Origin of the sequence: Brucella sp. JSBI001, from assembly GCF_026014005.1 — a bacterium.
GTDB lineage: Bacteria > Pseudomonadota > Alphaproteobacteria > Rhizobiales > Rhizobiaceae > Brucella > Brucella anthropi.
Genome location: NZ_CP110339.1, coordinates 4,524,726 through 4,551,442, shown reverse-complemented (window position 1 = coordinate 4,551,442; position 26,717 = coordinate 4,524,726). Strand labels below are relative to the sequence as shown.

The following is a 26,717-nucleotide window of genomic DNA, read 5'->3' as shown; positions in this document are numbered from 1 at the left end:
TCGTCTCAGTGTGCGGCGGCAGCAGCGACGACCCTGACTTCATTGCCTTTGGCATCGTAGAGCTTGCCGTTCAGGAAATAATCTCCGTCATGCAGCTCCGAGATGTTGTGATGGCGGATGATGCGTTCCGTACCTTCCGCGAAAACTGACATCTGGTTGCTGTTGCCCAATTTGATTTCATTGAACATCAGGTTGAGCGCAATGGCCATCAACGCTGCCGAGCTGATGCCGGAGTGGAAGATGGTTTCGAACCAGGTTGGAAAGTTATGATAGAACTGGGGTGCGGCGATCGGGATCATACCGAAGCCGATCGAGGTTGCCACGATGATGAGATTGATATTGTTCTCGTAGTCCACTTTGGCGAGTGTGCGGATGCCGCTTGCAGCCACCGTGCCGAACAGGACGATACCCGCTCCACCCAGAACTGCCGGAGGAACGCAGGCGATCACCCGACCCATCACCGGCAGGAGGCCGAGGGTGATAAGGATCAGCCCGCCAGTTGCCACGACATAACGGCTCTTCACGCCTGTCACAGCGACAAGGCCGACATTCTGTGCGAAGGCGCTTTGCGTAAAGGAACCGACAACCGGCGACAGGATGCTTGAAAGCATATCCGCGCGCAGGCCGTTGGCGAGACGTCGCGAATCCACTTTCGTACCGAGGATTTCACCGACCGCCAGAATATCGGCAGAAGTCTCGACGAGCGTGACCATGATCACAATGAACATAGAGAGCGTTGCGGCGAGGCTGAATACCGGCATGCCGAAGTGGAAGATTTCCGGCAGCGCCACCATTGAACCTTCGCTCACCCGCGAAAAATCGGTCATGCCGAGCGCCCAGGCGATAAAGGTTCCGATGACCATCGCGAGCAGGATCGAAAGTCGCGAAATCGTGGCATTGCCCATCTTGCTGAGAATGAGCACGATGACCAGTGTGAGGCCTGCAAGCCCGATATTGGCCATGCTGCCGAATTCGGGGCTGTTGCTGTCTCCGCCCATTGCCCAGCGCGCCGCAACAGGCATCAGCGTCAGGCCGATGGTGGTGATGACGATACCGGTGACGAGCGGCGGAAAGAAACGCGTGATGCGTGAGAATATTGGCGTGATGATAAGGCCGATGACGGCTGCCGCAATGACGGCCCCCAGCACGACCTGCAAGCCGGCTTCACCGGTCTGGCTCGATGTGACGATGGCTACCATGGTGGCGACGCCCGAAAAAGAGACGCCCTGGACCAGAGGCAGCTGGCAGCCGAAAAAAGGTATGCCGACGGTTTGCAGGACGGTGGCAACGCCACCGGCAAAAAGCGATGCGGTGATCAAGAGGCCGATTTCGGTTGGGCTGAGACCAGCCGCCTGACCGATGATCAGCGGAACTGCCACGATGCCCCCATACATGGTCAGCACATGCTGAAAACCATATGCCAGATTGGCAGCGACAGATAGTTTTTCATCTTCGGGACGCGAAAGCGTATCCGCCCCGGACTGGTGCGTATTCAATGCTACTCCCTCCCAGCAGGCGCGAATATATCGCCAGCCTGCTCTCTCCGTTCTCCCTGCGCTGGATCGTCATGACGGCATGTCTTTCGACACCGAACTGACGAAGAAATGCGCGATGTCTCCTCCAAAGACATGTCGCAGGAGTATAACCGCAGCCGTCCGGATGACTGTGTCTCTTTTGCTTGAAATTGTTTTCGATACGGGAGTGCTAATGTTGAGGGAGTTTTTCAGCTGTCGGTTTTGGTGCGCGCGTCTCTCATCGCATCGCGCAGCACAGCGAAAACGTATGGCTCCAGCGATTGCGCAACGTTGAAGCGCAGGAAACGGCTGGCCGTATGTGACGGACTGAAGACGTTGCCGGGCGCAAGCACGACGCCTTTGTCCAGAGCATGCCGCGCAATCTGGCCGGAGTCCAGCCCAGCGGGCAATTCGGCCCATAGAAACATGCCGCCTTGCGGCTCGGTCCACAGCGTGAGGCCCTCTGCCTTCAGGCGGCTGGCGATGAGTGTCATCGCATCGGCCAGTTTGGCGCGCAGGCTGTCCACGTGGCGGCGATAGGCACCATCGGTCAAGAGCGCATGCACAATCTGTTGCGACAACACATTGCCCCCGAAGCTGGTGGCGAGCTTCAGGTCGGTCAGCCCGTCGATCCAGTCGCGACGTCCGGCGATATAGCCGACGCGGGCTGCGGCGGACAGCGTCTTGGAGAAACTGCCAACATGCAGGACGCGGTCGAACCCGTCCAGTTCGGCAAGAAGCGGGGTAGGCGAGGGGTGGAAGTCGCCGAAGATATTGTCTTCGACCAGCGTGACGCCATGCGCTTCGGCGAGCTTCAGCAGCCGGTGGGCCGTGGCTGGCGTCATCGAACCGCCGGTCGGGTTATGCAATCCGGCATTGGATATATAGAGTTTCGGAGCGTGTTCGCTGGCTGCTCTCGCAAAGGCTTCGAGGTCCGGGCCGGTATGGGTATAGGGCACCCCGACCAGTTTTACACGGTGTGTCAGAAGCACGGCCTGAAAGTTGAAGTAGCAGGGATCATCGACCAGAACCGTATCGCCCGGTTGCAACAGATAACGGCAGATCAGGTCGATGGCCTGCGTGCCGGAATCGGCCAGCAATATTTCTCCGCTCGAAACGTCGATGCCTTGTTCACCGAGTCGGTGAGCAAGGTGCTGGCGCAGGGGGCGGAACCCGAGCGGTTCGCCATAGGTGGCAATATCGCTCCCCTCGTCGCGAGCAACCGCGCGCATCGCCCGGCGGATCGCTTCCTGTGGAAGCCACGTGTCGGGTAGCCATCCGCACCCCGGTTTAAGTGCAGTGTCGTCTGCCTCAAGTGACTGTCGCATGACCCAGAAAGGATCGATCTGGCGTTCCTTGTGCGGTGTGTTGGTGGCCAGCGAAAATGGCTGGCGAGCGCGCTCCGAAACATAGAAACCGGCACCGCGGCGCGACTGGATTATGCCTTCCGCCACCAGCCTGTCATAGGCTTCGACGACAGTGGATTTCGAGACATTCATCGCTTCGGCGAGGCGACGGATGGAAGGTAGTCGTGCACCCGGCGCAAGGCTCATCGCCGTAATGCGTCCGCGAATAATGCCCATCACCTTTTCAACGAGCGGGGTCCTGTCGGCGGTGGCGTTTTCATCGCCACGCTCGATTTCTCCGCTTGCGTAAGCGGCTTCTACAGCTTCGAGGCTGCGCAGAAGGCCCGTCGAAATCATCTGTACTATCCCTTGTACCAGTACAGTTTGCCAGAATTGTCCCGAAACTGTCTCTGATTATTCGGGCAGTTCCACGGCATTGTCTCACGAATCCTTATACGATTTTAGAGAAAGTCGAAAAGACACTATGCGTGAGAATGTTGGGAATAAGACCGCCGGATGGGTCAACGGGTTTTTGGGCGTATTGATTTTTTCCGGCTCGCTGCCGGCAACGCGGCTGGCGGTGATCGATATCGATCCGACGTTTCTGACAATGGCGCGAGCGTCTATCGCTGGACTGCTTGGCATGGCGCTTCTGCTGGCGTTTCGGGAACCTTTTCCCCGCCGGAACGATGCCATCTCGTTGATTGTGGTGGCGCTTGGCGTGGTCGTCGGTTTCCCGCTTCTGACGGGGCTTGCCCTTCAGCACATGACATCTGCCCATGCGATTGTCTTTATCGGACTGCTGCCGCTCGCCACGGCAATCTTCGCTGTCCTGCGCGGTGGTGAGCATCCGCGCCCGATGTTCTGGCTGTTTTCAGTGGTTGGAAGCCTCATTGTCGCTTCCTATGCCTATGGGCAGGGAAGCCAGTCCACGCTTCTGGGTGACGTGCTGATGCTCGCTGCCGTTATCGTCTGCGGTCTGGGCTATGCCGAAGGCGCGCAGCTTTCGCGCAGGCTCGGCGGCTGGCAGGTTATCTGCTGGGCGCTGGTGTTCTCGCTGCCGGTCATGCTGCCGCTGAGTGTCTTGACGCGTCCGGAGACATGGGCAGGCATCGGCACGCCAGCCTGGATAAGCCTCGGCTATGTCTCGCTGTTTTCGATGCTGATCGGCTTCTTCTTCTGGTATCGCGGCCTTGCGCAGGGCGGTGCCGCCACTGTCGGCCAGTTACAGCTTCTCCAGCCTTTCTTTGGCCTTATGCTGGCTGCCGGTATTGCGGGGGAACCCGTCAGTATGGGTATGGTTGCGACGGCAGCGGTGGTCGTCGTGTGTGTGGCGGGTGCGAAGAAATTTGCTTAAATAAACGCCCAGACGGTCGTTCGCTTCACTTCAGCGTCTTCAAGGGCGCGGGTAACAGGCACGGTATAGACGGCAAGTTGTTGCAGCCGGTCTTTCGGGAGATAGGCGCGTCCCGGATCGCCGACGACGATACGGGCGCCACGTTCGGCAAGTTTTGCAAACCAGGGAATGAGCCGCTCGGCGAGCGGCTTTTCATAAAAGACATCGCCTGCCAGGATCACATCCCAACCACCGTCATTGCCGATGAGGTCATCCAGAGAGGGAGCAACCGACACTCCATTGGCCGATGCATTGATCTCGATGGCGGGAAGCGCGAAGGGATCGATGTCCGATGCCAGCACGCTTGATGCCCCTGCCTGCATGGCGGCAATGGCGACAAGGCCGGAACCGGATGCAAAATCGAGTACCGTCTTGTCTTTCACCGTTTCTGGATGATCAAGGATATAGCGTGCCACACCCTGACCACCAGCCCAGGCGAAAGCCCAGAAGGGCGGTGGCAGGCCGATTGTAGCAAGCTCTTCCTCGGTCTTGTGCCAGAGGTCGTGCGCTTCATCGGCCAGATGCAGACGAATTTCCGGCACGTGCGGCGGCGCTTGCAGGCTGGTATTGGCCAGAATGAAATCACGCGCGCTTTTATGTGCCGGATCGAGCATCAGAGCATGTCTCCCTAAAGCGGGAACCGGTTTGGGGATGCAGACATGCTCATGCCAAAGCGCTCTTTGCGTCCAGTCCGCCCATGCGGCAGACTTCGATCCATTCATCTTCCGTCACTGGCTGCACCGAAAGACGCATCGAGGTGACGAGCGCCATCTTCTCTAGCTTCGGATTGGCTTTCACATCTTTCAGCGTTACCGGCTTCGGCATGTCGCGCACAGCTCTGATATCCACGCATTCCCAGCGCGGATCGTCCGTCGTACTGTCATGATGCGCCAGCGCACAGACCTCGACGATGCCGACGACTTCCAGCCCTTCGTTGGAATGATAGAAGAAGCCTTTGTCGCCCAGTTTCATGGCACGCATGTTGTTGCGCGCCAGATAATTGCGCACACCGTCCCATTGCTCGCCTTTTTCGCCACGGGCTTTCTGCATTTCCCATGACCATTTGAACGGTTCGGATTTGAACAGCCAGTAAGCCATCAGTCATGAGCCTCAAGCGTTGGCGGGATTGTTGATCGCCCAATTCCACGGACGCACGGTTACGTTCTGAAACAGGCCTGCCAGTGCGTAAGGATCGTTGGCAGCGATCTTTTCTGCTGCGGCCTTGTCGGCAGCTTCGACAACGACCAGACTGCCGTTTGGCTTGCCGTCTTCACCGAGGAAGGGGCCTGCGAACTTCAGCCCGTCACCAAGACCCTTGAGATAGTCGAGATGTGCAGGGCGCGTATCGAGGCGCACTTGCAGATGGTCCGGCTTGTCGTTGCACAGAAGAGCAAAAAGCATTGTCAATTATCCTTTCCGTTCGAGCATGATCTTGTCCGAAAACCGGTTCCCACCTTCGGGATCACGCTCTAGTCCTCGGTTTTGAGTGGTCGGTTGAGCAGAGCCGTCACGGCTTCGTCAATGGTGATGGTGCCGTCAAGCAGTGCTCCCGTCGCATCGATGATGGGTGCGGAGATAGCATGTTTGCGGCATAGTTCGGCGGCAATCGGTGCGGTCGCTACGCCTTCGGCAAGCGGGCGATTGGTCAGATCCTCGCCGCGTCCGAGTGCCAGCCCGTAGGAGTAATTGCGTGACTGTGACGAAGAGCAGGTCAGCATCAGATCGCCGAGACCGGAAAGCCCCATGATGGTTTCGGGTCTGGCACCCATGGCCTGACCGATGCGGCGGAGTTCCGCAAACCCGCGCGTGACGAGAGCAGCCTGTGCGCTTGCGCCGAACCCGCGCCCGACGGCAGCACCGGCGGCAATAGCGAGGACATTCTTCAGGGCACCGCCGATTTCGACCCCTTTTAGATCGGTTGTCGAATAGCATCGGAAGGCTGGACCGGACAGAAGTGCTGCGAGCCGATCGGCAATTGCTGCTTCCTCGCAGGCAACCGTCACAGCGGTCGGAAGCCCTCTGGCGACGTCTGTTGCAAAACTCGGACCGGATAGCGCTGCGATCCGATGGTTCGGCAGAACTTCGGCTACGATTTCCGACATCAGCCGTCCGGTGCTGCGTTCGATCCCTTTCGCGCAGAGCACGACGGGTGCGGTTTGCGGAATAAGACTGCTCAACTGCGAAAGCCCGGCGCGCATGGCCTGCGCGGGAATGACGGCCAGAACGGCATCCGCATGTTCGGCGGCAGCAGCCACGTCCGTGCTTGCATTTATAGCGCCGGGAAGGTCGATCTCGCCCAGATAGCGCGGATTGCGGTGTGTCCGGTTGATGGCTTCGACCATCGCCTCGTCGCGGGCATAAAGCCATGTATCATGGCCGCGGCTGCATGCCATAGCCGCAAGGGCCGTGCCCCAGGCACCACCACCCAGAATAGCAATCTTGCTAGTCTTTTCGCTCATGCCTTGGCTCCACGTCGTCCGGTTCCGATCAGCGGAGCCGACTTCTCGTCAAGCGGCCAGCGCGAGCGCGGTGCAAGATCGAGCGAATCAGGAGCTTCCGTTGCGGCCCGTTCGGCACCGGCCCAGGCAATCATTGCAGCATTGTCGGTGCATAGATCGAGCGGCGGAGCGATGAAGCTGAAACCGTGCCGGGCGCAAAGAGTTTCGAGCGCGGCGCGCAAGGTCTTGTTGGCCGCGACCCCGCCCGCAACGACAAGCGCCGGTGTTTCGCAATCGGGAAATTCGTTTCTGAAACGTTCAAGTGACCGGCCCACCCGGTCGGACAGCGTGTCGGCGACTGCAGTCTGGAAAGAGGCGCAAATATCGGCCACGTCCTGCACCGACAATGGAACCAGTTCTGTTGCCGTCTGGCGCACTGCCGTCTTGAGACCGGAAAAGGAAAAATCGAGCCGTGCTTCGCCCTTCAGCGGTCGCGGCAGGGCGAATCGCTTCGGATTGCCCTGAAGCGCCATACGTTCGACTGCCGGACCGCCCGGATAAGGCAGACCCAAAAGCTTTGCCGTTTTGTCGAAGGCTTCGCCCAGCGCGTCGTCAATAGTGGTGCCGAGGCGTTCGTAGTCGCCAATACCGCGTATCAGCACCATCTGCGTATGACCGCCGGAAACGAGCAGCAACAGATAAGGAAACGGCAGGCTGTCGGTCAGACGCGCCGTCAATGCATGGCCTTCCAGATGGTTGACGGCATAAAACGGCTTCTGTGCCGCCATGGCCAGTGCCTTGGCGGTCATCAGCCCGACGATCAGTCCGCCGATCAGCCCCGGTCCTGCCGTGGCGGCCACCGCATCGACATCGGCAAGCTTCATGTCGGCATCTTCGAGCGCGCGCGCAACCAGCCGGTCCAGCGCTTCGACATGGGCGCGTGCGGCAATCTCCGGCACCACACCGCCATAGGGTTCGTGCTCGGCGATCTGGCTCAAAACCACATTGGACAGAATCCGTCCTTCACCTTGATCGTCACGTTCGACGATTGCGGCGGCTGTTTCGTCGCAACTTGTTTCTATTCCAAGAATGCGCATTTGCGGTTAGACCCTGCCTGTCTCATAATTCATTGAAAAAATCCGGTACCATGGACGACGCAATATGCAAACAGCATCCTTAAAGAATGGCACGTTGAAGATAGGCACGCGGGGCAGCAAGCTTGCTCTCGCCCAGGCTTACGAGACGCGTCGCCGCCTTATGGAGGCACATGGTCTGCCGGAAGAAGCCATTGAAATCATTCCCATGTCGACGGCGGGCGACCGTATTCAGGATCGCGCGCTTTCCGAGATCGGCGGCAAGGGGCTTTTTACCGAAGAGATCGAGCAGGCGCTGACGGATGGTCGAATCGATCTTGCGGTCCATTCGACCAAGGATATGCCGACGGTTCTGCCCGATGGTCTGCATCTTTCTGTTTTCCTTGAGCGCGAAGATCCGCGCGATGCCTTTATCGGTCGTACGGCCTCCCGCCTTATCGATCTGCCGCAGGGTGCAACTGTTGGATCGTCATCATTGCGTCGTCAGGCTTTGATCCGCCGTCTTCGTCCCGACATTCAAGTGGTGATTTTCCGCGGCAATGTCGATACTCGCCTTCGCAAACTGGAAGCCGGAGAAGTCGACGGGACGTTTCTCGCCTGTGCGGGGTTGCGGCGTCTGGGGCTAGGCGATGTCATTACAGACCTGGCCGATCCGGAAAGCTTCCCGCCTGCGCCGGGACAAGGTGCCATCGGCATCGAGACCCGTATCGGCGATACGCGTATCGACACGCTGCTGGCGCCCCTTGCGCATCGCGAGACTGGTATTGCACTTGCCTGCGAACGGGCATTTCTGGCTGCCCTTGACGGTTCCTGCCGCACGCCGATTGCCGGTCTTGCAACCGTGAACGGCGATACGGTTTCCTTTCACGGCATGATTTTGAAGCCGGACGGGTCTGAAGCGCACGAGATAAGGACGGAAGGTCCGGCATCAAATGCCGCCGTTCTTGGCAAAGAAGCCGCGGAGCATCTGCGCGCGAAGGCTGGTCCCCAATTCTTCGAGGGCTGGGAGTAGATTTGGCGGGGCCAGCACAAATCGCATCTCTTGGTCGCGTTCTGGTGATGCGGCCACAGCCGGCTGGCTCCGAGACTGCCGCCAAACTGGCGTCGAGAGGCTATGAGCCGGTTCTCCTTCCACTGAGCCGAACCGTTGCGCTTTCCTTTGCTCTGCCCGATGGCCCGTTTGCGGCTTTGACAGTGACGAGCGCCAATGCCTTTCACCATATCGACACGGAACGGCTGAAGCCGTTTCTTGGCCTGCCGCTCTTTGCTGTGGGACAGGGAACAGCGCAGGCAGCGCAGAAGGCCGGGTTCGGTCATGTGATCGACGGGGGCGGTGATGCGGTTCGTCTTGCAGCGACGATGCGGCGCGATCTTCCCGAACAATCCCGTGTTCTTTATCTCGCCGGACGGGTGCGCCAACCGGTGTTCGAGGACGAGATACAGGCCGCCAAACTCGATATGCATGTTGCCGATGTCTATGACACGGAGACAATTCCTTATTCTGCGTCAGCACTTCGGAATGTGCTTGACGGCGCGCCTTTTGTCGCGGTCATGCTCTATTCCGGCGTTGCCGCGACGAGCTTCGTCGAAGCGATGCATGAAATCGCGCCGCCTTTTGACGAGAAAACGCGGTTTTTATGCATTTCTGCCCGTGTGGCCGACCGGTTGCCGTCGCTCTGGCGGGCAAATGCGCTTGTCGCAGACCATCCGGATGAAGGCGGACTTTTCCGGCTGTTTGCCAAACTTTGACTCATTTCGGCGCAACCTTCCTTCATCTGGCGATTTTATCTGTTAGAGTTTGAGGCAACCAATCGGCATTTACGAGAGGATCCATGGCGAAACCCGGCACTCCGCGACACTCCAAATCGGCCCGTAATCCTGTGACAATCAATCTTGATCCATCGGATGTGAAGCGGGTTGACGAACCGGCGAAGGCGACGCCAGATGCGGAGCCGGTGGGAAATTTCTCAAAATCTGAAACCCCGAAGCCTGTATCACCCAAACCCGAAGCGACGACTGCCGAAAAGACCGTGAAGACGGAAACGCCGGAAAGTTCGACTTATACCAAACCACCTTTTACCTCGGGCGTGAAACCGGAAACCCAGCAGACTGCTCAAAAGAGCGGTGCGGGCGCGTCGCATCTTCTGGCCGGTATTGCTGGTGGTGTAATCGGGCTTGGCGGTTTGCTGGCGCTGCAATGGGGCAATGTTATCCCCTCTCCGGGCGCGAGAGTGACAGCGGAACAGCTTGCGCATATGGAACAGCAGATCGCCGACTTGCGGACCAATCCGACGCCGGCGCCGCTTGACGATACAAGCCGCGCGCAGCTTGCGGCTCTGGAAAAGAATGTTCAGGCAGCCGAGATCAAGGCAGAGGCGGTGGCAGGTTCCTTCGCCGATCTTCAGCAGCAATTTGCCGCCTTGCCGAAAGAGGCTGAGCAGGACGCGGCAGTCGATACCACTGCTCTGACCGAGCGGTTGGACGCGCTGGAAAGCAAGCTTTCAGCGACACAGAGCCGGGCGGATGAGGCGACAGCCGGAGTTTCGGGAAACAGCGGCACGATTTCATCGCTCGAATCGAAACTGACCTCCTTGCAGGAGAAGGTCACCCAGGCTTCACGCCAGCCCGATGCGACGGCGCTTATAGCGGCCAATGCGCTGAAAACGGCGATTGATCGTGGTGGTTCTTTCAAGGCGGAACTGGACACTTACGCTTCGGTTGCACCGGACGAGGCATCCATCGAACAGCTGCGCGCCCACGCTGACAAGGGCGTTCCGACCGTTGCCGACCTGAATGCGTGGTTCGGTGCTGTTGCGAACCGGATCGTCGCGACGGAAAACAAGCTGCCTGCCGATGCCGGAATTTGGGATCAGCTTGTCGCCAGCGCCAGAGGACTGGTAAGCGTGCGCCCGGTTGCGGGCAATGTCACCGGCACTGGTGCCGGACCGATCACGGCCCGAATGGAGGCCGCCTTGCAGGCGGGTGATCTGGAGCGTGCTCTCAGCGAATGGGAACAGTTGCCTGCTGATGCCAAGGCTACCTCGCAGGAATTCGCTGATCAGATTCGGGCGCGGCGTGACGCTGATGCACTGGTGCAGCGCCTCGTTGCCGACAGCTTGAAACCCAAGTCGTCTATGGGTGAAACCGGCGAGGCTCCGGCCTCTTCCGGTCAGTAGGAGGCGGGCCGATGCTGCGTGTCCTGTTCTATTTCGTCGTCGTTGCCGCGCTTGGTTTCGGCTTTGCCTGGCTTGCGGACCGTCCGGGTGAACTTGATGTCACTTTTGCGGGCAATCATTACAATGTACCGCTGATAACCGCTGTTGCGGGGATCGTTGCCATCGTCGCGGCCATCCTGATCCTGTGGTGGCTGGTCAAGAGCATCATCCAGTCACCTTACACGCTGCGCAGGCATTTTCGTGCGCGCAAGCGTGATCGTGGTTATCAGTCGCTTTCAACCGGATTGATTGCAGCCGGGGCCGGCGATGCGGAAGCAGCGCGCCGCATGACCAAGCAGGCCGGCAAATTGCTGAGTTCCGATCAGGAGCCGCTGATAAAGCTTCTCGAAGCGCAGACCGCTATGCTGGAAGGGCGCACGGAAGATGCCCGCAAAGGCTTCGAAGCGATGGTGGATGATCCCGAGACACGGTTGCTCGGTTTGCGCGGGCTTTACATCGAAGCCCAGCGCGTTGGCGCTCTCGATGCCGCACGCCATTATGCCGCCGAAGCCGCGAGCCAAGCGCCGCAGCTTGAATGGGCCTCGTCAGCCATGATGGGCCAGCTTTGTGCCGAGGGCGACTGGGATGCGGCGCTGAAGCTTGTCGATGCACGCAAACAGGCACTCGCCCATAGCAAGGATGTGGTGAAGAAAGAACGCGCCGCACTTTTGACCGCCAAGGCGATGGCAGTCGCCGATGTTGATCATGCGCAGGCAAAGGCGCTGGCGCTGGAGGCAAACAAGCTGACACCCGATCTGGTGCCTGCTGCCGTGGTTGCCGCGCGTGCGCTTTTTTCCGATGGCGATATGCGAAAAGGTTCGAAAATTCTGGAAGCGGCCTGGAAGCGGTTTCCGCATCCTGACATTGCCTCAACCTATGTCTATGCACGATCCGGCGATACGGCACAGGATCGATTGAAGCGTGCAAAGCATCTCGTATCGCTGCGATCCAACAATGCCGAGGGCAGTCTTGCGCTGGCGCGCGCTGCCTATGAGGCGGGTGATTATCGCCTTGCCCGTGACAGTGCCGAGCAGGTTCTGCGTGCTTCGCCGCGCGAAAGCGCCTATCTGTTGCTGGCCGATATTGAAGAAGCTGAAACGGGCGATCAGGGTAAGGTTCGTGAATGGCTGGCGCGAGCCGTCAAAGCGCCGCGTGATCCCGCTTGGACCGCCGACGGTTATGTTTCAGAACAATGGTCGCCTGTATCGCCGGTTACGGGACGCCTCAACAGCTTCGAGTGGAAGGTTCCCGTCGTGGAACTTGCTCCAGCCATTGAAGCGGAAAAACCTGAAATCAAAGGCCCGGTGGAAGCAAAGTCGGGCAATCCGCTGGTTCTTGCAGAGCCGAAAGACAAGGCTGGCGTAGTGGATGCATCAGCCGTCGTGGAGAGAAAGTCGCCTGTTCGCGATGTTGAGGAAGCTGAAGTCATCGTGCCCGCCGCCGAGCCGGTCAAGGTATCGCCAGCCCCTTCGGTAAAGAAGGTCGAGGAGGTGAAGTCGCCTGTCCCAAATGTGGTCGCGACTGATGACGATAGGGAAGACGAGCCGCGTCGCGCGCATCTGGTGGTGGACGATCCGGGTGTTGACGAAAACAAATCTTCACAAAAAGCCCAGAGTGGATTGAGGCTTTTCTGATCAGGCTTCCGAGAAATCGTTGCCGAAAAACAACGCAGCCCATCTCTTGGACGGTAAACGGTTGCGCAAGACTGTTTACCGTCTTGCGTGGCGCATTCAGCTCGTTACCTTCGATGTTGCTAACAAAGATGCCGGAATCGCCGTAACGGCTGGCAAGTCGCAAACATGGCAGCGAGGGTGAATGTTCGATCGTCTTCTGGATTTTTTAAAAGAACTCCCGGCCGGCGGTTTTCGTGACCGGAGCGAAAAATTTTCCAATGATGATCCACGACTGGCCGCCGCCGCTTTGCTTTATCACATCATGGATGCCGACGGCGAAACGCGGGAAAGCGAGCGTAAGAAGCTTTCTTCGATGCTGTCACAGAAATATGGCCTTAAAGGCGACAGTCTGAAACAACTCATCCAGGCAGCGGAAAAAGCCGATCAGGAAGCGATTGACCTTTCGGATTTCACTTCGGTTCTGAAGCGGCAGCTCGATTATCAGGCTCGCCTAGACCTGATCGGACTGATGTGGGAAATGGTCTACGCCGACGGCAAGGTGAGCGAAGTCGAGGCCGACGTAATGTGGCGCGTGGCCGAACTCGTCGGCATCCGGCAGGACGACAGGAATGCCATTCAGGATCGCATGGACAAGGCGAATCGTAGCACGTCCGCCTCCTGATCATCTCTGATTTGAGAGATCAAGTCCGTCCCTGCAGGTGACGGGCCTTGCGCAATTGCGGGAACATTGCCGCCCAGGCAACAGCAACGGCGATTGATCCCAATCCACCGATGACGACAGCGGGAACAGCGCCGATGGCCGCAGCCATCAGGCCGGCGCGAAACTCGCCCAGTTCATTCGATGCACCGACAAAGACCATGTTGACGGCATTGACACGACCGCGCACGTGATCGGGTGTCCAAAGCTGCATAAGCGTTTCACGGATATAGACGCTGATCATGTCAGCCGCACCTGCAAGTGCCAGAGCAATGACCGACAGCCATGTCAGGGTCGAGACCCCGAAGATAATATTGAACAGACCGAACAGGCCGACGAAGACGAACATCACGCGACCTGCATGGTCGCGGATCGGGTGTCCGGCCAGCCAGACGGCGGTAAGAACGGCGCCGATACCGGGAGCGGATCGCAGCAGGCCGAGACCCCACGGACCGAGATCGAGGATGTCGCGTGCGTAAATCGGCAGCAGCGCCACCGTTCCACCAAGGAGAACGGCAAAGAGGTCGAGCGAGATGGCGCCAAGGACGATCTTTTCCTTCCAGATGTAGCGGAAGCCAGCGAGCATGCTTGTCAGCGAGCGCTGCTCGGCAAGCGTGTGCTGTTTGGGCTTTGGAATGGAAAAGATCAGCACGGAGCCGATCAGCAGGAACAGCGTGGCGACGGAATAGGCTGCAACCGGCGAAATGCCATAGAGCAGACCACCTGCGACAGGTCCCACGATTGTTGCCACCTGCCATGCAGATGAATTCCACGAAACGGCGTTGGCGAAATCCTCGGTCGGCACGAGATTGACGACCAGCGATGCTGAGGAGGGTCCGAGAAATGCGCGCGCAACGCCGAAAAGTGTGAGTGAGGCAAAGACCGTCAGGGGCTCGAACAGACCGGCGAGCGTCAGACCGAGCAGCAGTGCGGTCACCACGCTTTCCAGGATAAGTGACAAGCCCATGATGAAGCGTCTGCCGAAGCGGTCGGCAGCAGCACCGGTTACCAGAACCAGCAACAGGGCCGGTAGAAATTGCACCAGTCCGACCATGCCCAGATTGAAGGCGTCGCGGGTGAGGTCATAAATCTGCCAGCCCACTGACACACTCACGATTTGCACCGCAAATGCGCTCAGGAAACGGGCGCCCCAGTATTTTTTGAAGGCAGAGTGCCGGAAAGCTGCGTAACGATCCGCAGAAGAAGCATCGGTAGAGGGGGACATTGCTCATAACATCTGGAGCATTTCCAGCAAAAGTGCGTAGCAGCTTTGCGTCGGATAATGCGTTACAACAAGAAGATAGATGTTACTTACAGCATCCTTCCCATGATCGGAACCATTTTTTGTGCGGCTCTGTTCGAGACGATTGCAAAAGAGCCCTGAAAGCAAGAAAGGCCGGAATGAACCGGCCTTTCATTGTTGTCGTTCTGGATCAATCCTTGCCGAGCAGGCCTTTCCAGATGATCGCGCCGATAGCCGCGCCGACGAGTGGCGCAACCCAGAACAGCCAGAGCTGGCTGAGTGCTGCCGTATCGGCGAAGAGAGCAACACCGGTCGAGCGGGCCGGATTTACCGACGTATTGGTGACCGGGATCGAAATCAAATGGATCAGGGTGAGACCGAGACCGATGGCAATCGGGGCAAAACCAGCTGGAGCCAGCGACGAGGTGGAGCCCAGAATGATGATAAGGAAGAAGGCCGTCAGGATAACCTCGATGAGCAGGCCCGCCATCATGCTGTAGCCGCCCGGTGAAAGTTCACCATAGCCGTTGGAAGCGAGGCCACCGGCGGAGAAGCCTTCTTTGCCCGAGGCGATAAGGAAGAGAACTGCGGCGGCGGCAATGGCGCCCAGAACCTGTGCAACCCAGTAAGGGATCAGGTCCTTGGCTGGAAGACGACCAGCCACCATGAGGCCCAAGGAGACAGCCGGGTTGAAATGGCCGCCGGAAATGCCGCCCACAGCATAAGCCATGGTCAGGACAGTCAAACCGAAGGCGAGAGCAACGCCGAGAAAGCCGATGCCCAGTTCAGGGAAGGCTGCGGCGAGGATTGCGCTGCCGCAGCCCCCGAAAACAAGCCAGAATGTTCCGAAAAATTCAGCCGACAATTTGTTCAGCATGGAAATCCCCAGGGTTGGTGTAGTGAAAAATGCCATATGCGAATCATTTAGCAAGAAGCATATAATCGTCTTTTTCTTCGGACAATCATGTTTAACTTGATTGGAGGCTTTTGTTCTCTGTGGATTTTTCCCGTCATTTCAGTAAACGAAAAAGCTATTCTTCGTATATTCGTGTTTTGCTTTTATATCTCTTCTAAATTGGGTTTTGATGGATAGTAAGAGTTGGTCGGCTGGGCTTTTTTAAAAGCTGTCGATCCCGCTCAGCTATATTGCGGAGAAGGGCGGCGGCACGTTATAAGCGCAGATGTCGAACGGGCGACGCCGGCCAATGCAAGATCGATTGGCAGGGATTTCGCGGGGCAGATTGGAGTTGTCAGCCTTGAACACTCATCGTGGGACGAAAACACAAAGGCTTGTTCTAAATGCCGTTAGGGTCGTTCCGATTGTTGCGGCGCTATCCGGCTGCACGGCAACTGCGTGGACGGAAAAGGTGAAGATCGACAGCACGCCAATGCCAACCGAATGCGCGGGCTGGCAGAAGATCGATCTCAAACAGCGCACGACGCTGGTTCTTTTACGCGAAGACCCGCGCCTTGTGGTCGATATCGATGCGCATAATCTCAAAGGGCGTAATCTCGGTTGCTGGCAGTAGCCGGAGGCGCCAGGCTCGTTTTTTGGATCGGCCTTGCTAGGCCGGGGTGGCCAATCGCACATCGACTTTCTCGATGGTGCCGCGCAGCGCCGGAAGCATCGTTTCGAAGTCGATATATGCACCCGGTTTCAGCATTGCTTCACCAGGAGCCAGACGGCGTTCGCGTTTGCTGCCGTCGCTATAGGTGATCATGACGATCAGCGGCGGCGTGGCGCGTTCTTCGGATGTGGTGTTCCGGATGCGGCCGCCGACACTCAGAATCTTGCCCTTGTCATGCATTCCGACGCTGGTTTTGAGATCAGTAAGCTGAAGTGCCGAAATGAGCGGCAAGGTTGGCTGCCCGCCGGAAAGAGGTTTGCCGGCAAGCAGTGTATATCCGCCCGCCATCCAGAAAGCGGTTGTCGCGCAAAGAGCGACGAAAACCCAATATCCGAATCCCGGCCATCCGCTGGGAAGACTTGTTTCGGACATCAGCTTGCGTGGGGCGAGCGGCTTCTGCGGAATGCCGTACGAGAGGAATTTCCGGGGTGATGACCCCGGAACGATGGTTTCGAATTCGGCGTCTTCAATCAGTCCGGCATCGGAAGCAAACCGTGTCGTGCGATGGTTTTCGCACGAAGGCGCGCGCGACATCTGCGCTGTCGATGGTTGTTTCGCCATCATGCCGTCATCTTCCTTTGCGTTTTTCGCCCCTTCGACCGGTGCCACACACTGGCTCATAATGGTTAATGCTTCATGGCCGCAGCCTCGGTCACGCATTTTTTAAGGCTCGTTCGAGCGGAATTAACGCAACATTAACCATAGAGGATAAAGGTCGATTTGATATCGATGTCATCCGTGCGTCGTTCAGCGTGCGGACAATTGAAGAGAAACAGCCCGGTGATACGTTTCGAGAATGTCGGCCTGCGATATGGAATGGGTCCTGAGATCCTGCGCGATGTCAGTTTCCATATTCCGCCGCGTTCATTCCAGTTTTTGACCGGCCCTTCCGGGGCAGGAAAGACGTCGCTCATGCGCCTTCTTTTCATGGCCCTGAAGCCGACGCGCGGTCTTATCAATATTTTCGGCAAGGATGTTGCGCGGCTCAATCATGCGGAAATTCCGCTTCTGCGCCGTCGTATCGGCATCGTGTTCCAGGATTTCCGCCTGCTCGACCATATGACCACCTATGAGAATGTGGCACTTCCACTGCGCGTGCGCGGAAAGGAAGAGGCAACCTATCGTCATGAGGTGGAGGAACTTCTCCATTGGGTCGGGCTCGGCGACCGCATGAATGTGCTGCCGCCGGTTCTTTCAGGCGGTGAGAAGCAGCGCGCAGCGATTGCGCGCGCGCTCATTGATCAGCCGGAACTTCTTCTGGCCGACGAACCGACCGGCAATGTCGACCCGCCGCTTGCGAAGCGTCTGCTGCGCCTTTTCACCGAGCTGAACCGTTCGGGCACGGCTGTGATTATCGCGACCCACGACCTTTCCCTGATGGAGCAGGTGGATGCGCGACGCATGATCCTCGAACATGGGCGGCTCGACATCTATGATTGATGCAAAGAACGCCTGGCGACGTATACTGGATGACATCCGGGCCCGTTTCGAAGACCTCAAGGACATGCTGCTCGTTCGTATCGGCAAACGCCGGAAGCGTCAGGGACCGAGTCCCATCGTTCCTGATGGCAGCGTAACGGGAACCGCACTTGTCATCGTGATCGCGATCATGACCTTTCTGGCATGCCTGACGATGGGCGGCGTGACGCTCGTTCGCGCCTCGGCCGCTGCCTGGCAGAGCCAGATAGCTCGCGAAGCCACGATCCAGATCCGGCCTGTCGACGGGCAGGATATGGAAAAGGCGTTGGCTCAGGCCAGCGAAATCGCGCGTGGTTTTGCCGGTGTGAAAGGCACCAGCATCATCGACAAGGATGCGACCGCCCGGTTGCTCGAACCATGGCTCGGCAGTGGCCTTAACATCGATGAATTGCCTGTGCCGCGTCTTGTCGTCGTTACGATCGATGAAAATGCGCCACCTGATTTCGAAACCATGCGGACTGAAATCACCCGCGCCATTCCGGCTGCGACTTTCGATGATCACCGCACCTGGTCGACCGTCTCGTCTCCATGGCGCATACGACGGTGTTCGTCGGCACAGGCGTTCTCTCGCTTGTGATCGCTGCGACCGTTCTAACTGTTATCTTTGCCACGCGCGGTGCGATGTCCGGCAATGGCCATATTATCGAGGTTCTGCATTTCATCGGCGCGGAATCGAAATTCGTGGCGCGCGAGTTTGAATGGCACTTCTTCCGCACAGCACTGAAAGGCGCGCTGTGCGGTGGCGCGGCGGCAATGCTGGTCTTCCTGATGTTTTCCTGGTGGGCGTCGAGCCATATGGCGACACCTGAAGGCGATCAGGCTGCCGCCATGTTCGGTAATTTCGCCATCGGGCGCGATGGCTATATCGGCGCTGCCGTCATCATTATTCTGGTCAGTTTCCTGACCATGCTGACCAGCCGCCTGACGGTGATCCGCCAGCTTGCAACCATGGACGGTCCGGGAGTGCGCTCCGAATGAAGACCTTTTCCGATACAGACGCTTTCAAGACAAGATTTTCGTCTGCTTCTCCGACTTCTCGCCGCAATGCTGGCTATGATGGAAGAAGAGATGGTACGCGAATCCCGCAAGCGCTATCGGGCGGGCACCGGTCGAGTGACGATGCAGTGGCACAGAGGCAGACAGCAAACGGGTTTTCTTCAGGAGATGTGGTCTGGCGCCGCAGCCGGAATGGCGCTCACCTGCAATCTCTTGCACTTGCCTCCGGCAATTTCCTATGGTCTGTCATGATGCGCATGTTCAGACGTCTCCAGCCCGTTTCCATCGTTTTGTTTGTTATTCTTCTGGCGTTTCTCGTCGGCTTCGTCGCGTTCGGTGAAAAGGTCACCAGCATGCAGCCGCCGGCTATCGATGAGCCTGCCGATGCCATCATCGTTCTCACCGGTGGCCAGTCCAGAATTCAGGCTGCGGTTGATCTTCTGAAGGACAAGCGAGGAAAGCGGCTTCTGATCAGTGGTGTTCATCCGGCGACCAATGAAAAGGCACTGCAGCGTGCGACCCATGCCGACCAGAGTCTCTTCGATTGCTGTGTCGATCTCGACCGGTCGGCACTCAACACCATTGGCAACGCGACCGAAAGCGAACGCTGGATTCGTACCAACAACTATCGTCGCGTGATCCTGGTCACCAACAACTACCATATTCCGCGCAGCACGCTGGAAATGTCCTATCGCATGAAGGATGTGGAATTCATTCCCTATCCGGTCGTGAACGGGGACCGCCGCGAACATAGCTGGGTTTCCGAAGGCGACACATTGCGCGTGCTCTTTATCGAATATGTGAAATATCTTGGCGCCGCTGTCCGTGTGGGTACGACCGAACTGTTCGGAACGCAGACCAATCAGGGTGTAACGACCGAGAATTGATCTTGCTGCCGGATTACGATTTCCTGATGGAAATGGCCGTTCTTCCTGATATATCGATGCCGTCACTTCTGCAGAAAGTCCAGAATTCGTGCGTGATCGTTTACCGGAAGTCGGGAACGAAAATGCTTTAGCCAGGGTCTCCACCGACTGATGCTTCTCTATCTGCGCTCAATCTTGTTCAATGCGGCGTTTTATATCTGCACACTGGTTCAGATGATCGTCTATACGCCTTTCTATTTTCTTCTGCCCCGCAAGAAGGCCTGGATTGTGCCGAAGCTGTGGGCACGGGTCAATCTCTGGCTCCAGAAGCATATTGTCGGCACCGACTATGTGGTTGAAGGATTGGAGAACATTCCTGAGGGCGCTTATATCTGTGCGCCAAAGCACCAGTCTGCCTGGGATACCTATGCTTTCCTGCCCTATCTTGACGATCCCGTGCTGATCCTGAAGCGGGAATTGATGCGCATTCCGCTTTTTGGCTGGTATATCGCGAAAATGCAGATGATCCCGGTCGATCGCGGTTCTCGCGTCAAGGCACTGCATTCCATCACCAAGGGCGCGGAAAAGGCTATTGCGGAAGGCCGCCAGATTCTTATCTATCCAGAAGGTACGCGTCGGGCGCCAGGTGCTCCACCGCACTATAAATATGGCATCGTCCATCTTTACGAAGCGCTCAATCTGCCGGTTTTGCCTATTGCGCACAATGCAGGCCTCTACTGGCCACGCCGCAAGTTTCTGCGTTATCCGGGAACCATTCGCGCCCGTATTCTGCCGCCAATTCCGGCAGGTCTTCCGAAGGATGAATTTCTCAAAAGATTGATTGAAACGACCGAGACGGCCTGCGACGAATTTCTGGTCGCCGCCAGCCGCGATCCCAATCCACCACCCATGCCACCGACTGCCGTTCAAAGACTGAACGAACTCGGCGCCTAACCCTCACAGCATGTTAACGGCCTGATCACGTTCAATTGCGTTGCGGGAACGACAATTCGCCGCGTTTTCTAGAACTTTCGTTTTTCTTGCGCGCAACCTTGAAACCCGTTATCAGAGCCCGACACGAAAGGACACATCATGAATATTGATGCCATCTCCATCGGCTCCAATCCTCCTGAAGACGTCAACGTCATCATTGAAGTGCCTGTCGGCGGCCAGCCGATCAAGTACGAGATGGACAAGAAGGCCGGCGCCCTCATCGTCGACCGCTTCCTCTATACGCCAATGACCTATCCGGGCAATTACGGCTTCGTGCCACATACGCTTTCGGAAGACGGTGACCCGATTGACGTTCTCGTCTGCAACACCCGTCCGCTGGTTCCCGGCTGCGTGATCAATGTTCGCCCGATCGGCGTTCTGGTCATGGAAGACAATTCCGGCAAGGACGAGAAGATCATTGCAGTACCGTCGCCGCACCTGACGCGCCGCTATGAGAAGATTCACGACTATACCGATATGCCGGAGATCACTCTGAAGCAGATCGCGCACTTCTTCGAACACTACAAGGATCTGGAACCCGGCAAGTGGGTCAAGATCGGTGACTGGGGTGACGAAGATTACGCACGCAAGTTCATCGTCGAAGCTATCGAACGCGCCAAGGGCAAGTAAGCAACAGCTTCCCGATCCGTTTAGAGCGCCGATCTGATTGGATCAGATCGGCGCTCTAACTTTTCTATCTTAAGCTTAATCTTATCGATCCTCGTTTCACTCCGGTCGGATTATGCTCTAGAACAACAGCGCCCGGCAATGTCCGGGCGCTTTTGTTTTTAGGCTTGCGAGTGATGCGCTTACAGGAAAAGCGGCAGCAGCGTCGTCCACATGAACTGGCGGATGAAGAAGATGATCAGCAGCAGGACGATCGGTGAAATATCGATGCCGCCGAGATTGGGTAAGATATTGCGGATCGGCCGCAGAACGGGTTCCGTCACCTTGTAGAGAAACTCACCGATCGAAGCCACGAAACGGTTGCCGGAATTGACGACATTGAACGCATAGAGCCACGAGAAGATGGCACTCGCTATAATGATATAGGTGTAGATATCGAGCGCCAAATCAATGGTGCGGAACAATGCGATCATGGAGGCCTCCTTGGCAATTGGCCGAGATGTAGCGGTTGCATCGGGCAAGAACAAGGGCCGAGCGATTGAACGCCGGTATTTTTGAGGCGCGCGGTGTGTGTTTCTAGGCGCTGGAACCGCCCGTTTGATGTTGGATAGTGTGGTGAATGAGATCGTTGACATGTTCCAGCCAATGATCGCGTACCCGCATGTTGCGCAGATGCTGGAGCGTATTGGCGACATAATCCACATTGGCCCCGGAATCGCCGTGAGCAGATGCGACGATCGCTGCGGCACTCTCAGGTGAAAGCGATCCGGCATATTGAATGTGGTGCCGGTCTGCGACATAGGTGACCGCATCGACATTGCGACCGTCAGCGAGGCGCAGGCGCAGATGCTTTTCGTGATAGACTTGGTTCGACATTTCACGTTCGCGCAGATAGGTCATCACTTCGCCAGTCATGTCACCAGGCACGCGAAAAGCGATGCCGAGACATGAGCCACCGGTGTCCAGGCCCAGGACCAGACCCGGTTGGTCCGGCGTTCCGCGATGGACATGCGAATAGATGCACAGGCTGCGCCTGTAGCCGTAAAGACGCGCCCGGACGGTCTCCACATGTGCAAAGCCCGGTCGCCACATCAGCGAGCCATAGCCGAAAACCCAGAAATCGTTCATTCGCCTGTCATTGAGAGCTGTGGTCATGAAGGGTGTCCATAATGGATCAGTGGACGCCGATTTCCACCGGTAATCAACGGATATCCCTCGATTTTTCTTCTCAATCGCTTCACAAGGCACATTCCTGCCATAATATGGCCAACAGTCGGGAGGAGCAAAACATATCGGGGTTTGGAATGTTCAGTCTGACCCCGGAGCGAGGCTCTTCGAAACAACCGTCTGATTAATGTAAGGCTTTTTGAAATGGCGCATACTGGAATGAACGCATCGAAGTCCAGAAAGCGTCCCATCGCGCTCATTGTCATTCTGCTTGTCTTGATCGCTGGCTATACAGCGGGCTGGTTCTATATCGCAAACAGGCTAGAGGCACGAGCCAAGGCCGACATGGCCAAGCTTGCCTCTCAGGGCGTCGGCGTGAAATGCGAAGACTTGCGCATGGGCGGCTATCCGTTGCGCGTCAATGTCGTCTGCGACAGCATTTCCTGGCAGCGTCCTTCTGAAGGCATGGCGTTCCGCGCAGGGCGCTTCACCTCGGGTTCCCCGGTCTATGCGCCACGTTCCCTCTCGAACGATCTGACAGGACCCGCCTTCATCGAATTTCCGGGGCTGGAACCGCTGGAAGTCAACTGGAGCAAGTTTACCTCCAACACCCGGCTGGCACGTCCGTTCCCGACAGAGATTGAGCTCGCCGCGCGTGAAGTGGCTGTCGGTCTTCGCACCGAAGCCACCACGACAGTGCCGCTCAGCACGCTTGAGCAGATGGATTTCCGCATGAGCGCCTCGGGTGACACATTGAAGGTCAATGGTCGCTTTGCCGGTCTGAAACTTGCCAAGGCAGCGATTGGTACAGCCACCAGCCCTGAAATCGACGGTGTGGCGGATATCGATGTGTCCGATGCCGCGACGTTGCTCGCAAAGGGCGATGCTCCTTTTCATGAACGGTTGCGCGGGCATTCCGGTACCGTCAATCAGGCTTTCCTGTCCATGCCCAATGGAGCGATGGTTTCGGTAGCCGGGCCGTTTTCGGTCGATGCTGACGGGCTGATTAATGCCGATGTGAAGCTGACACTGGTCAACCCGCAATCGCTGGCGCAGGCTGGTCAGACAGTGTTTCCCGAGCAGGGTGGCAATATCGCTACCGTTTTGTTTGCTCTCTCGGCCATGCCGAAAGATGAAAACGGCAATCCCGTGATGGAGATTGCCGTTCGCAAGGGTAAGGTCAGCGCTGGATTTATTCCGCTCGGGCGGTTGCCTGCGCTGTAGCGCAATATGCGCCCTATTTTTGCTCGCTGGTACGCGTTGCAGCCTGACGGCCGAAATCAGGCGCATCCACTTCCTGACCTGCATCGATGATGCCGCGCCGGACAGCGCGCGTGCGCGTGAAAAGGTCGAACAGCGCTTCACCATCCCCCCAGCGGATCGAGCGCTGAAGCGAGGCGAGATCTTCCGAAAAACGCCCGAGCATTTCGAGGATGGCATCCTTGTTGTGCAGGCATACATCGCGCCACATCGTCGGATCGGATGCGGCCAGTCGTGTGAAATCGCGGAAACCGGAAGCCGAGTATTTGATGACTTCCGACTTGGTCACCTGTTCCAGATCACTGGCTGTGCCAACGATATTGTAGGCGATGATGTGCGGCAGATGCGAGACAATGGCCAGCACCAGATCGTGGTGCTGCGGGTCCATGCGATCAAGCCGTGAGCCGCAGGCGACCCAGAACTCGCTCAGCTTTTCGAGAGCTGCTTCACTCGTGTCGGGCAGGGGCGTCAGAATGCACCAGCGATTGGTGAAAAGCTCTGCAAAGCCTGCATCGGGGCCGGAATACTCTGTACCCGCCAGCGGATGACCGGGAATGAAATGCACATTGTCCGGCAGTTCCGGTTGCATCTGCGCAATCACGGAAGCCTTGGTGGAGCCAACATCGGTGACGATGGCACCGGGCTTGAGGTTTGCCGCGATCTGGCGTGCAACCGTTCCTGACGAGCCAACCGGCACAGATACAATGATCAGATCGGCATCCTTGACGGCCTCCGCACTGTCGGTGGTGTAGCTGTCACCGAGACCCAGTTCCTCGGCCCGCTTCAGTGTTTCACTGCTGCGTGTGGCGATGGCGATATGATCGGCGAGCTTTTCGCGTCGAATGACACGCGCCAGCGATGAGCCGATAAGGCCGATGCCGATCAGGGCGATCTTGTTGAAATGGATCGTGGACATTGTTCTACTTCAAAAATTCGGTCAGGGCGGCGACGACGCCACGATTGGCTTCCTCCGGTCCGACCGTCATGCGCAAGGCATTGGGGAACCCGTAACCGCCGACGCGACGCAGTATATAGCCACGCTTGGAGAGCCACTCGTCGGCCTTGTCGGCGGAATGCGCGCCATTGTCCGAAAAATGGATCAGCAGGAAGTTCGTGACTGACGGCGTAACCCGAAGACCAAGTCTGGTGAACTCTTCGGTCAGCCAGCCAAGCCATTTGTCGTTGTAGGTGATCGATTTTTCGACGTGGGCGCGGTCGCGGATGGCCGCAGCACCGGCGGCAATGGCGGCTGAATTCATATTGAATGGCCCGCGGATGCGATTGACGGCATCGACCACATGCAGAGGCGCATACATCCAGCCAATACGCAGACCCGGAAGCCCGTGGATTTTCGAAAAAGTGCGCGTCATGACAACATTCTCGTTGGATGAAACGAGTTCGAGGCCCGATTCATAGTCATTGCGACGAACATATTCTGCATAGGCCGCATCGAGAACCAGAAGCACATACTTCGGCAATCCGGCATGAAGGCGGCGGACTTCCTCGAAAGGCAGATAGGTTCCGGTTGGATTGGCCGGATTGGCGATGAAGACGATCTTCGTGCGCGGCGACAGGCCAGCCAGAATGGCATCCACGTCGATACGCTCGTTCTTCTCCTTCACCGTGATCGGCGTCGCGCCGGCACCCAGCGTCTGGATCTTGTAGACGGCAAAACCGTGCTCCGTGATGATGGCTTCGTCGCCCGGAGCAAGATAGGTCTGGCAGATCAGGCCAAGCAGTTCGTCGGAACCATTGCCGCACAGGATGTTGGCCATGTTGAGCCCCTGCGTTTCGGCAATTGCCTCACGCAGCGCCAGGGCCTGCCCATCGGGATAAAGCTCCAGCTTCTCGCCTGCGTGTCGATAGGCTTCGACCGCATGCGGGCTTGGCCCGATCGGCGTTTCGTTGGAGGAGAGCTTATAGACCTTGGCAACGCCTTCCACATGTTCCTTACCGGGTACGTAGGCTGCGATATCGAGCAGGCCTGCCTTGGGCTGGGGACGGGTAAGGTTCTGCGTATCGGTCATGATTTTGGCTCCGCCAAAAGGTCAATGTTAAAGTTACGATGGGTTAAAGTTACGATGGCGGCATATCCCGCCATTGCGTCTAAGTCGAGAAAAACCTTGTTCGGTAATACTTGCAGACCGCAGCAACTGTACGTTTTCCCGGGCGATGATGCGCAAATGCCCTAACTCTTTCGATCTGTCTTGCTGGTCCGTGCCGGTGTTTTCCGCAATCCGCCGACAGGCGTTCCCTGAGGTGCGAGAACCGGAACGAAGACACGGCGCGAGGAGCGCTGTGCGACAGGCAGTCCCTGATAAAGACGCTTCTGCGCTTCCACCACCAGAACGCCTGAAAAGACCGGCCACAGCCTCCGCCCCATGCCTTCCAGCGCCAGACAGGGCCGCATCATCCATCGGCGCGTAGCGGGTGGGAAATGCAAGGCGTCGCTGACCGTACTGACGGTGAAATTCGCTTCACGCAGCAGGGTCGTCAGCTGTGTGCGGCTATAAGGTCGCCCGCTGCCGAAGGGTGTATGCTCGAAGCGGGCCCAGACACCGCGCCGGTTCGGCACCACGATGACGAGCCGCCCATTGGGGGCGAGGACGCGCCACATCTCTTTCAGCGTTTCTGTCGGATTTTCCGCATACTCCAGCGCATGCACCATAAGCACCCGATCGATCGAGGAATCGGGTAGCGGCAGTTCCTCATCGAAAACAAGCGCTGTTGCCGTTTTCTCTACTGAGGGCCAGGCGACGGCTCCCTGACCGGCAGGCATGAAGGCGAATGTCCGCTCCGTATCGGCGCTGAAGCGGTCGAGATAGGGCAGGCTGTAGCCCATGCCGACAAGCCGCTCTCCCGGCACGTGACCCCATAGGCCGGCAAGCGCCATGCGAATGGCGCGTTCCGCGAGATGGCCCAGCGTGGTGTCGTAAAATGATCGCAGTTCGATGATGTCTGGATGCATGAATGTCACGCTATATGAAATCTTAACGCTGGGAAATGGAGAAGCCGGAGCATCTTCATCTGGTGGGGTGCAATTTCCTCAAACCATGCTATAGAGCGTGCCTTTCCGGCGCCTTTGATCGCGCCAAAGTCTGCGCGAAAGCGAACGATCAGGAGA

General features: G+C 57.7%; 27 protein-coding genes and 1 pseudogene. 13 read left to right on the top strand and 15 right to left on the bottom strand.

Translation table 11 applies throughout. The features are described 5' to 3' along the window. Positions 1-5: 5 nt before the first annotated feature. Together LJ361_RS21810 and LJ361_RS21805 are read right to left on the bottom strand one after the other, a co-directional pair. Positions 6-1,496: a nucleobase:cation symporter-2 family protein gene (locus LJ361_RS21810; RefSeq protein ID WP_010657560.1), complete on the bottom strand. Its 1,491-nt coding sequence runs from the start codon at positions 1,494-1,496 to the stop codon at positions 6-8. Positions 1,497-1,723: 227 nt separating this feature from the next. Then, positions 1,724-3,217: a PLP-dependent aminotransferase family protein gene (locus tag LJ361_RS21805; protein WP_010657559.1), complete on the bottom strand. Its 1,494-nt coding sequence runs from the start codon at positions 3,215-3,217 to the stop codon at positions 1,724-1,726. A 127-nt stretch (positions 3,218-3,344) separates the two neighbouring features. Here LJ361_RS21805 and LJ361_RS21800 point away from each other — a divergent pair, with 127 nt between their 5' ends. Further along, complete coding sequence (locus tag LJ361_RS21800; protein ID WP_010657558.1) at positions 3,345-4,217, top strand: DMT family transporter; 873 nt, start codon at positions 3,345-3,347, stop codon at positions 4,215-4,217. Here the strand turns inward: LJ361_RS21800 and LJ361_RS21795 are convergent. From LJ361_RS21795 to tsaD, 5 genes are all read right to left on the bottom strand, one after another. Further along, positions 4,214-4,870, bottom strand: coding sequence for a class I SAM-dependent methyltransferase (locus LJ361_RS21795; RefSeq protein WP_010657557.1), 657 nt, complete (start codon positions 4,868-4,870; stop codon positions 4,214-4,216). The two genes, LJ361_RS21800 and LJ361_RS21795, sit on opposite strands and share 4 nt — an antisense overlap. 49 nt (positions 4,871-4,919) lie before the next feature. Then, positions 4,920-5,354, bottom strand: coding sequence for an EVE domain-containing protein (locus tag LJ361_RS21790; protein WP_010657556.1), 435 nt, complete (start codon positions 5,352-5,354; stop codon positions 4,920-4,922). A gap of 12 nt (positions 5,355-5,366) precedes the next feature. Beyond that, positions 5,367-5,657: a YciI-like protein gene (locus LJ361_RS21785; RefSeq protein WP_010657555.1), complete on the bottom strand. Its 291-nt coding sequence runs from the start codon at positions 5,655-5,657 to the stop codon at positions 5,367-5,369. 68 nt (positions 5,658-5,725) lie between these two features. Beyond that, entirely contained in the window at positions 5,726-6,715 is a 990-nt protein-coding gene (locus LJ361_RS21780; RefSeq protein WP_010657554.1) for an NAD(P)H-dependent glycerol-3-phosphate dehydrogenase, read from the bottom strand. Continuing rightward, a complete protein-coding gene (gene tsaD, locus LJ361_RS21775; RefSeq protein ID WP_010657553.1) occupies positions 6,712-7,791 on the bottom strand; it encodes a tRNA (adenosine(37)-N6)-threonylcarbamoyltransferase complex transferase subunit TsaD in 1,080 nt (359 codons plus the stop codon). Before tsaD ends, LJ361_RS21780 begins: the two co-directional genes overlap by 4 nt. Positions 7,792-7,855: 64 nt before the next feature. Between tsaD and hemC the strand changes: the two genes are divergently transcribed. The 5 genes from hemC to LJ361_RS21750 all read left to right on the top strand — a co-directional run bounded on the left by hemC (position 7,856) and on the right by LJ361_RS21750 (position 13,298). Continuing rightward, the gene (hemC, locus tag LJ361_RS21770; protein WP_010657552.1) at positions 7,856-8,800 is read left to right on the top strand and encodes a hydroxymethylbilane synthase; all 945 of its coding nucleotides are present in this window, start codon (positions 7,856-7,858) and stop codon (positions 8,798-8,800) included. A 47-nt stretch (positions 8,801-8,847) separates the two neighbouring features. Continuing rightward, positions 8,848-9,537 (top strand): uroporphyrinogen-III synthase, encoded by a 690-nt coding sequence (locus LJ361_RS21765; protein WP_043061810.1) that lies wholly within the window; start codon positions 8,848-8,850, stop codon positions 9,535-9,537. Between the two features lie 83 nt (positions 9,538-9,620). Then, positions 9,621-10,964, top strand: coding sequence for a COG4223 family protein (locus LJ361_RS21760; RefSeq protein WP_010657550.1), 1,344 nt, complete (start codon positions 9,621-9,623; stop codon positions 10,962-10,964). 11 nt (positions 10,965-10,975) lie between these two features. Further along, on the top strand, positions 10,976-12,637 hold the full coding sequence (locus LJ361_RS21755) for a heme biosynthesis protein HemY (protein ID WP_010657549.1): 1,662 nt from the start codon (positions 10,976-10,978) through the stop codon (positions 12,635-12,637). 181 nt (positions 12,638-12,818) lie between these two features. Then, on the top strand, positions 12,819-13,298 hold the full coding sequence (locus tag LJ361_RS21750) for a TerB family tellurite resistance protein (protein ID WP_010657548.1): 480 nt from the start codon (positions 12,819-12,821) through the stop codon (positions 13,296-13,298). 19 nt (positions 13,299-13,317) lie between these two features. On the opposite strand, the gene LJ361_RS21745 is transcribed toward LJ361_RS21750, so the two are convergent. Both LJ361_RS21745 and aqpZ read right to left on the bottom strand, forming a co-directional pair. Next, positions 13,318-14,559, bottom strand: coding sequence for an MFS transporter (locus tag LJ361_RS21745; RefSeq protein WP_010657547.1), 1,242 nt, complete (start codon positions 14,557-14,559; stop codon positions 13,318-13,320). Between the two features lie 208 nt (positions 14,560-14,767). Then, complete coding sequence (gene aqpZ / locus LJ361_RS21740) at positions 14,768-15,454, bottom strand: aquaporin Z (protein WP_010657546.1); 687 nt, start codon at positions 15,452-15,454, stop codon at positions 14,768-14,770. Positions 15,455-15,833: 379 nt separating this feature from the next. Between aqpZ and LJ361_RS21735 the strand changes: the two genes are divergently transcribed. Next, positions 15,834-16,106, top strand: a complete 273-nt coding sequence (locus tag LJ361_RS21735) for a hypothetical protein (protein ID WP_010657545.1) — start codon at positions 15,834-15,836, stop codon at positions 16,104-16,106. Between the two features lie 36 nt (positions 16,107-16,142). On the opposite strand, the gene LJ361_RS21730 is transcribed toward LJ361_RS21735, so the two are convergent. Further along, a complete protein-coding gene (locus tag LJ361_RS21730) occupies positions 16,143-16,769 on the bottom strand; it encodes a hypothetical protein (protein ID WP_050897419.1) in 627 nt (208 codons plus the stop codon). A 252-nt stretch (positions 16,770-17,021) separates the two neighbouring features. Between LJ361_RS21730 and ftsE the strand changes: the two genes are divergently transcribed. The 5 genes and pseudogenes from ftsE to ppa all read left to right on the top strand — a co-directional run bounded on the left by ftsE (position 17,022) and on the right by ppa (position 21,169). Further along, positions 17,022-17,645: a cell division ATP-binding protein FtsE gene (gene ftsE / locus LJ361_RS21725; protein WP_029375806.1), complete on the top strand. Its 624-nt coding sequence runs from the start codon at positions 17,022-17,024 to the stop codon at positions 17,643-17,645. Further along, positions 17,620-18,662, top strand: a pseudogene (locus tag LJ361_RS21720) (cell division protein FtsX). Before ftsE ends, LJ361_RS21720 begins: the two are co-directional and overlap by 26 nt. After that, the gene (locus LJ361_RS21715) at positions 18,659-19,567 is read left to right on the top strand and encodes a YdcF family protein (protein ID WP_010657541.1); all 909 of its coding nucleotides are present in this window, start codon (positions 18,659-18,661) and stop codon (positions 19,565-19,567) included. Before LJ361_RS21720 ends, LJ361_RS21715 begins: the two are co-directional and overlap by 4 nt. 150 nt (positions 19,568-19,717) lie before the next feature. Continuing rightward, a complete protein-coding gene (locus LJ361_RS21710; RefSeq protein ID WP_010657540.1) occupies positions 19,718-20,500 on the top strand; it encodes a lysophospholipid acyltransferase family protein in 783 nt (260 codons plus the stop codon). A gap of 138 nt (positions 20,501-20,638) precedes the next feature. Next, on the top strand, positions 20,639-21,169 hold the full coding sequence (gene ppa, locus LJ361_RS21705; RefSeq protein ID WP_010657539.1) for an inorganic diphosphatase: 531 nt from the start codon (positions 20,639-20,641) through the stop codon (positions 21,167-21,169). A gap of 179 nt (positions 21,170-21,348) precedes the next feature. Here ppa and LJ361_RS21700 read toward each other — a convergent pair whose 3' ends face one another. Next, positions 21,349-21,639, bottom strand: a complete 291-nt coding sequence (locus LJ361_RS21700; protein WP_010657538.1) for a YggT family protein — start codon at positions 21,637-21,639, stop codon at positions 21,349-21,351. A 103-nt stretch (positions 21,640-21,742) separates the two neighbouring features. Next, positions 21,743-22,321 carry a gamma-glutamylcyclotransferase gene (locus LJ361_RS21695; RefSeq protein ID WP_029375803.1) on the bottom strand — a complete coding sequence of 193 codons (579 nt, stop codon included), beginning with the start codon at positions 22,319-22,321 and terminating at the stop codon, positions 21,743-21,745. A 216-nt stretch (positions 22,322-22,537) separates the two neighbouring features. On the opposite strand from LJ361_RS21695, the gene LJ361_RS21690 reads away from it, so the two are divergent. After that, positions 22,538-23,557 carry a DUF2125 domain-containing protein gene (locus LJ361_RS21690; protein WP_029375802.1) on the top strand — a complete coding sequence of 340 codons (1,020 nt, stop codon included), beginning with the start codon at positions 22,538-22,540 and terminating at the stop codon, positions 23,555-23,557. Positions 23,558-23,570: 13 nt separating this feature from the next. On the opposite strand, the gene LJ361_RS21685 is transcribed toward LJ361_RS21690, so the two are convergent. The 3 genes from LJ361_RS21685 to LJ361_RS21675 all read right to left on the bottom strand — a co-directional run bounded on the left by LJ361_RS21685 (position 23,571) and on the right by LJ361_RS21675 (position 26,561). Next, positions 23,571-24,509, bottom strand: a complete 939-nt coding sequence (locus LJ361_RS21685) for a prephenate/arogenate dehydrogenase family protein (protein ID WP_010657535.1) — start codon at positions 24,507-24,509, stop codon at positions 23,571-23,573. Positions 24,510-24,513: 4 nt separating this feature from the next. Then, a complete protein-coding gene (gene hisC, locus LJ361_RS21680) occupies positions 24,514-25,620 on the bottom strand; it encodes a histidinol-phosphate transaminase (RefSeq protein ID WP_010657534.1) in 1,107 nt (368 codons plus the stop codon). Positions 25,621-25,781: 161 nt separating this feature from the next. After that, entirely contained in the window at positions 25,782-26,561 is a 780-nt protein-coding gene (locus LJ361_RS21675; RefSeq protein WP_010657533.1) for a class I SAM-dependent methyltransferase, read from the bottom strand. Positions 26,562-26,717 lie beyond the last annotated feature (156 nt).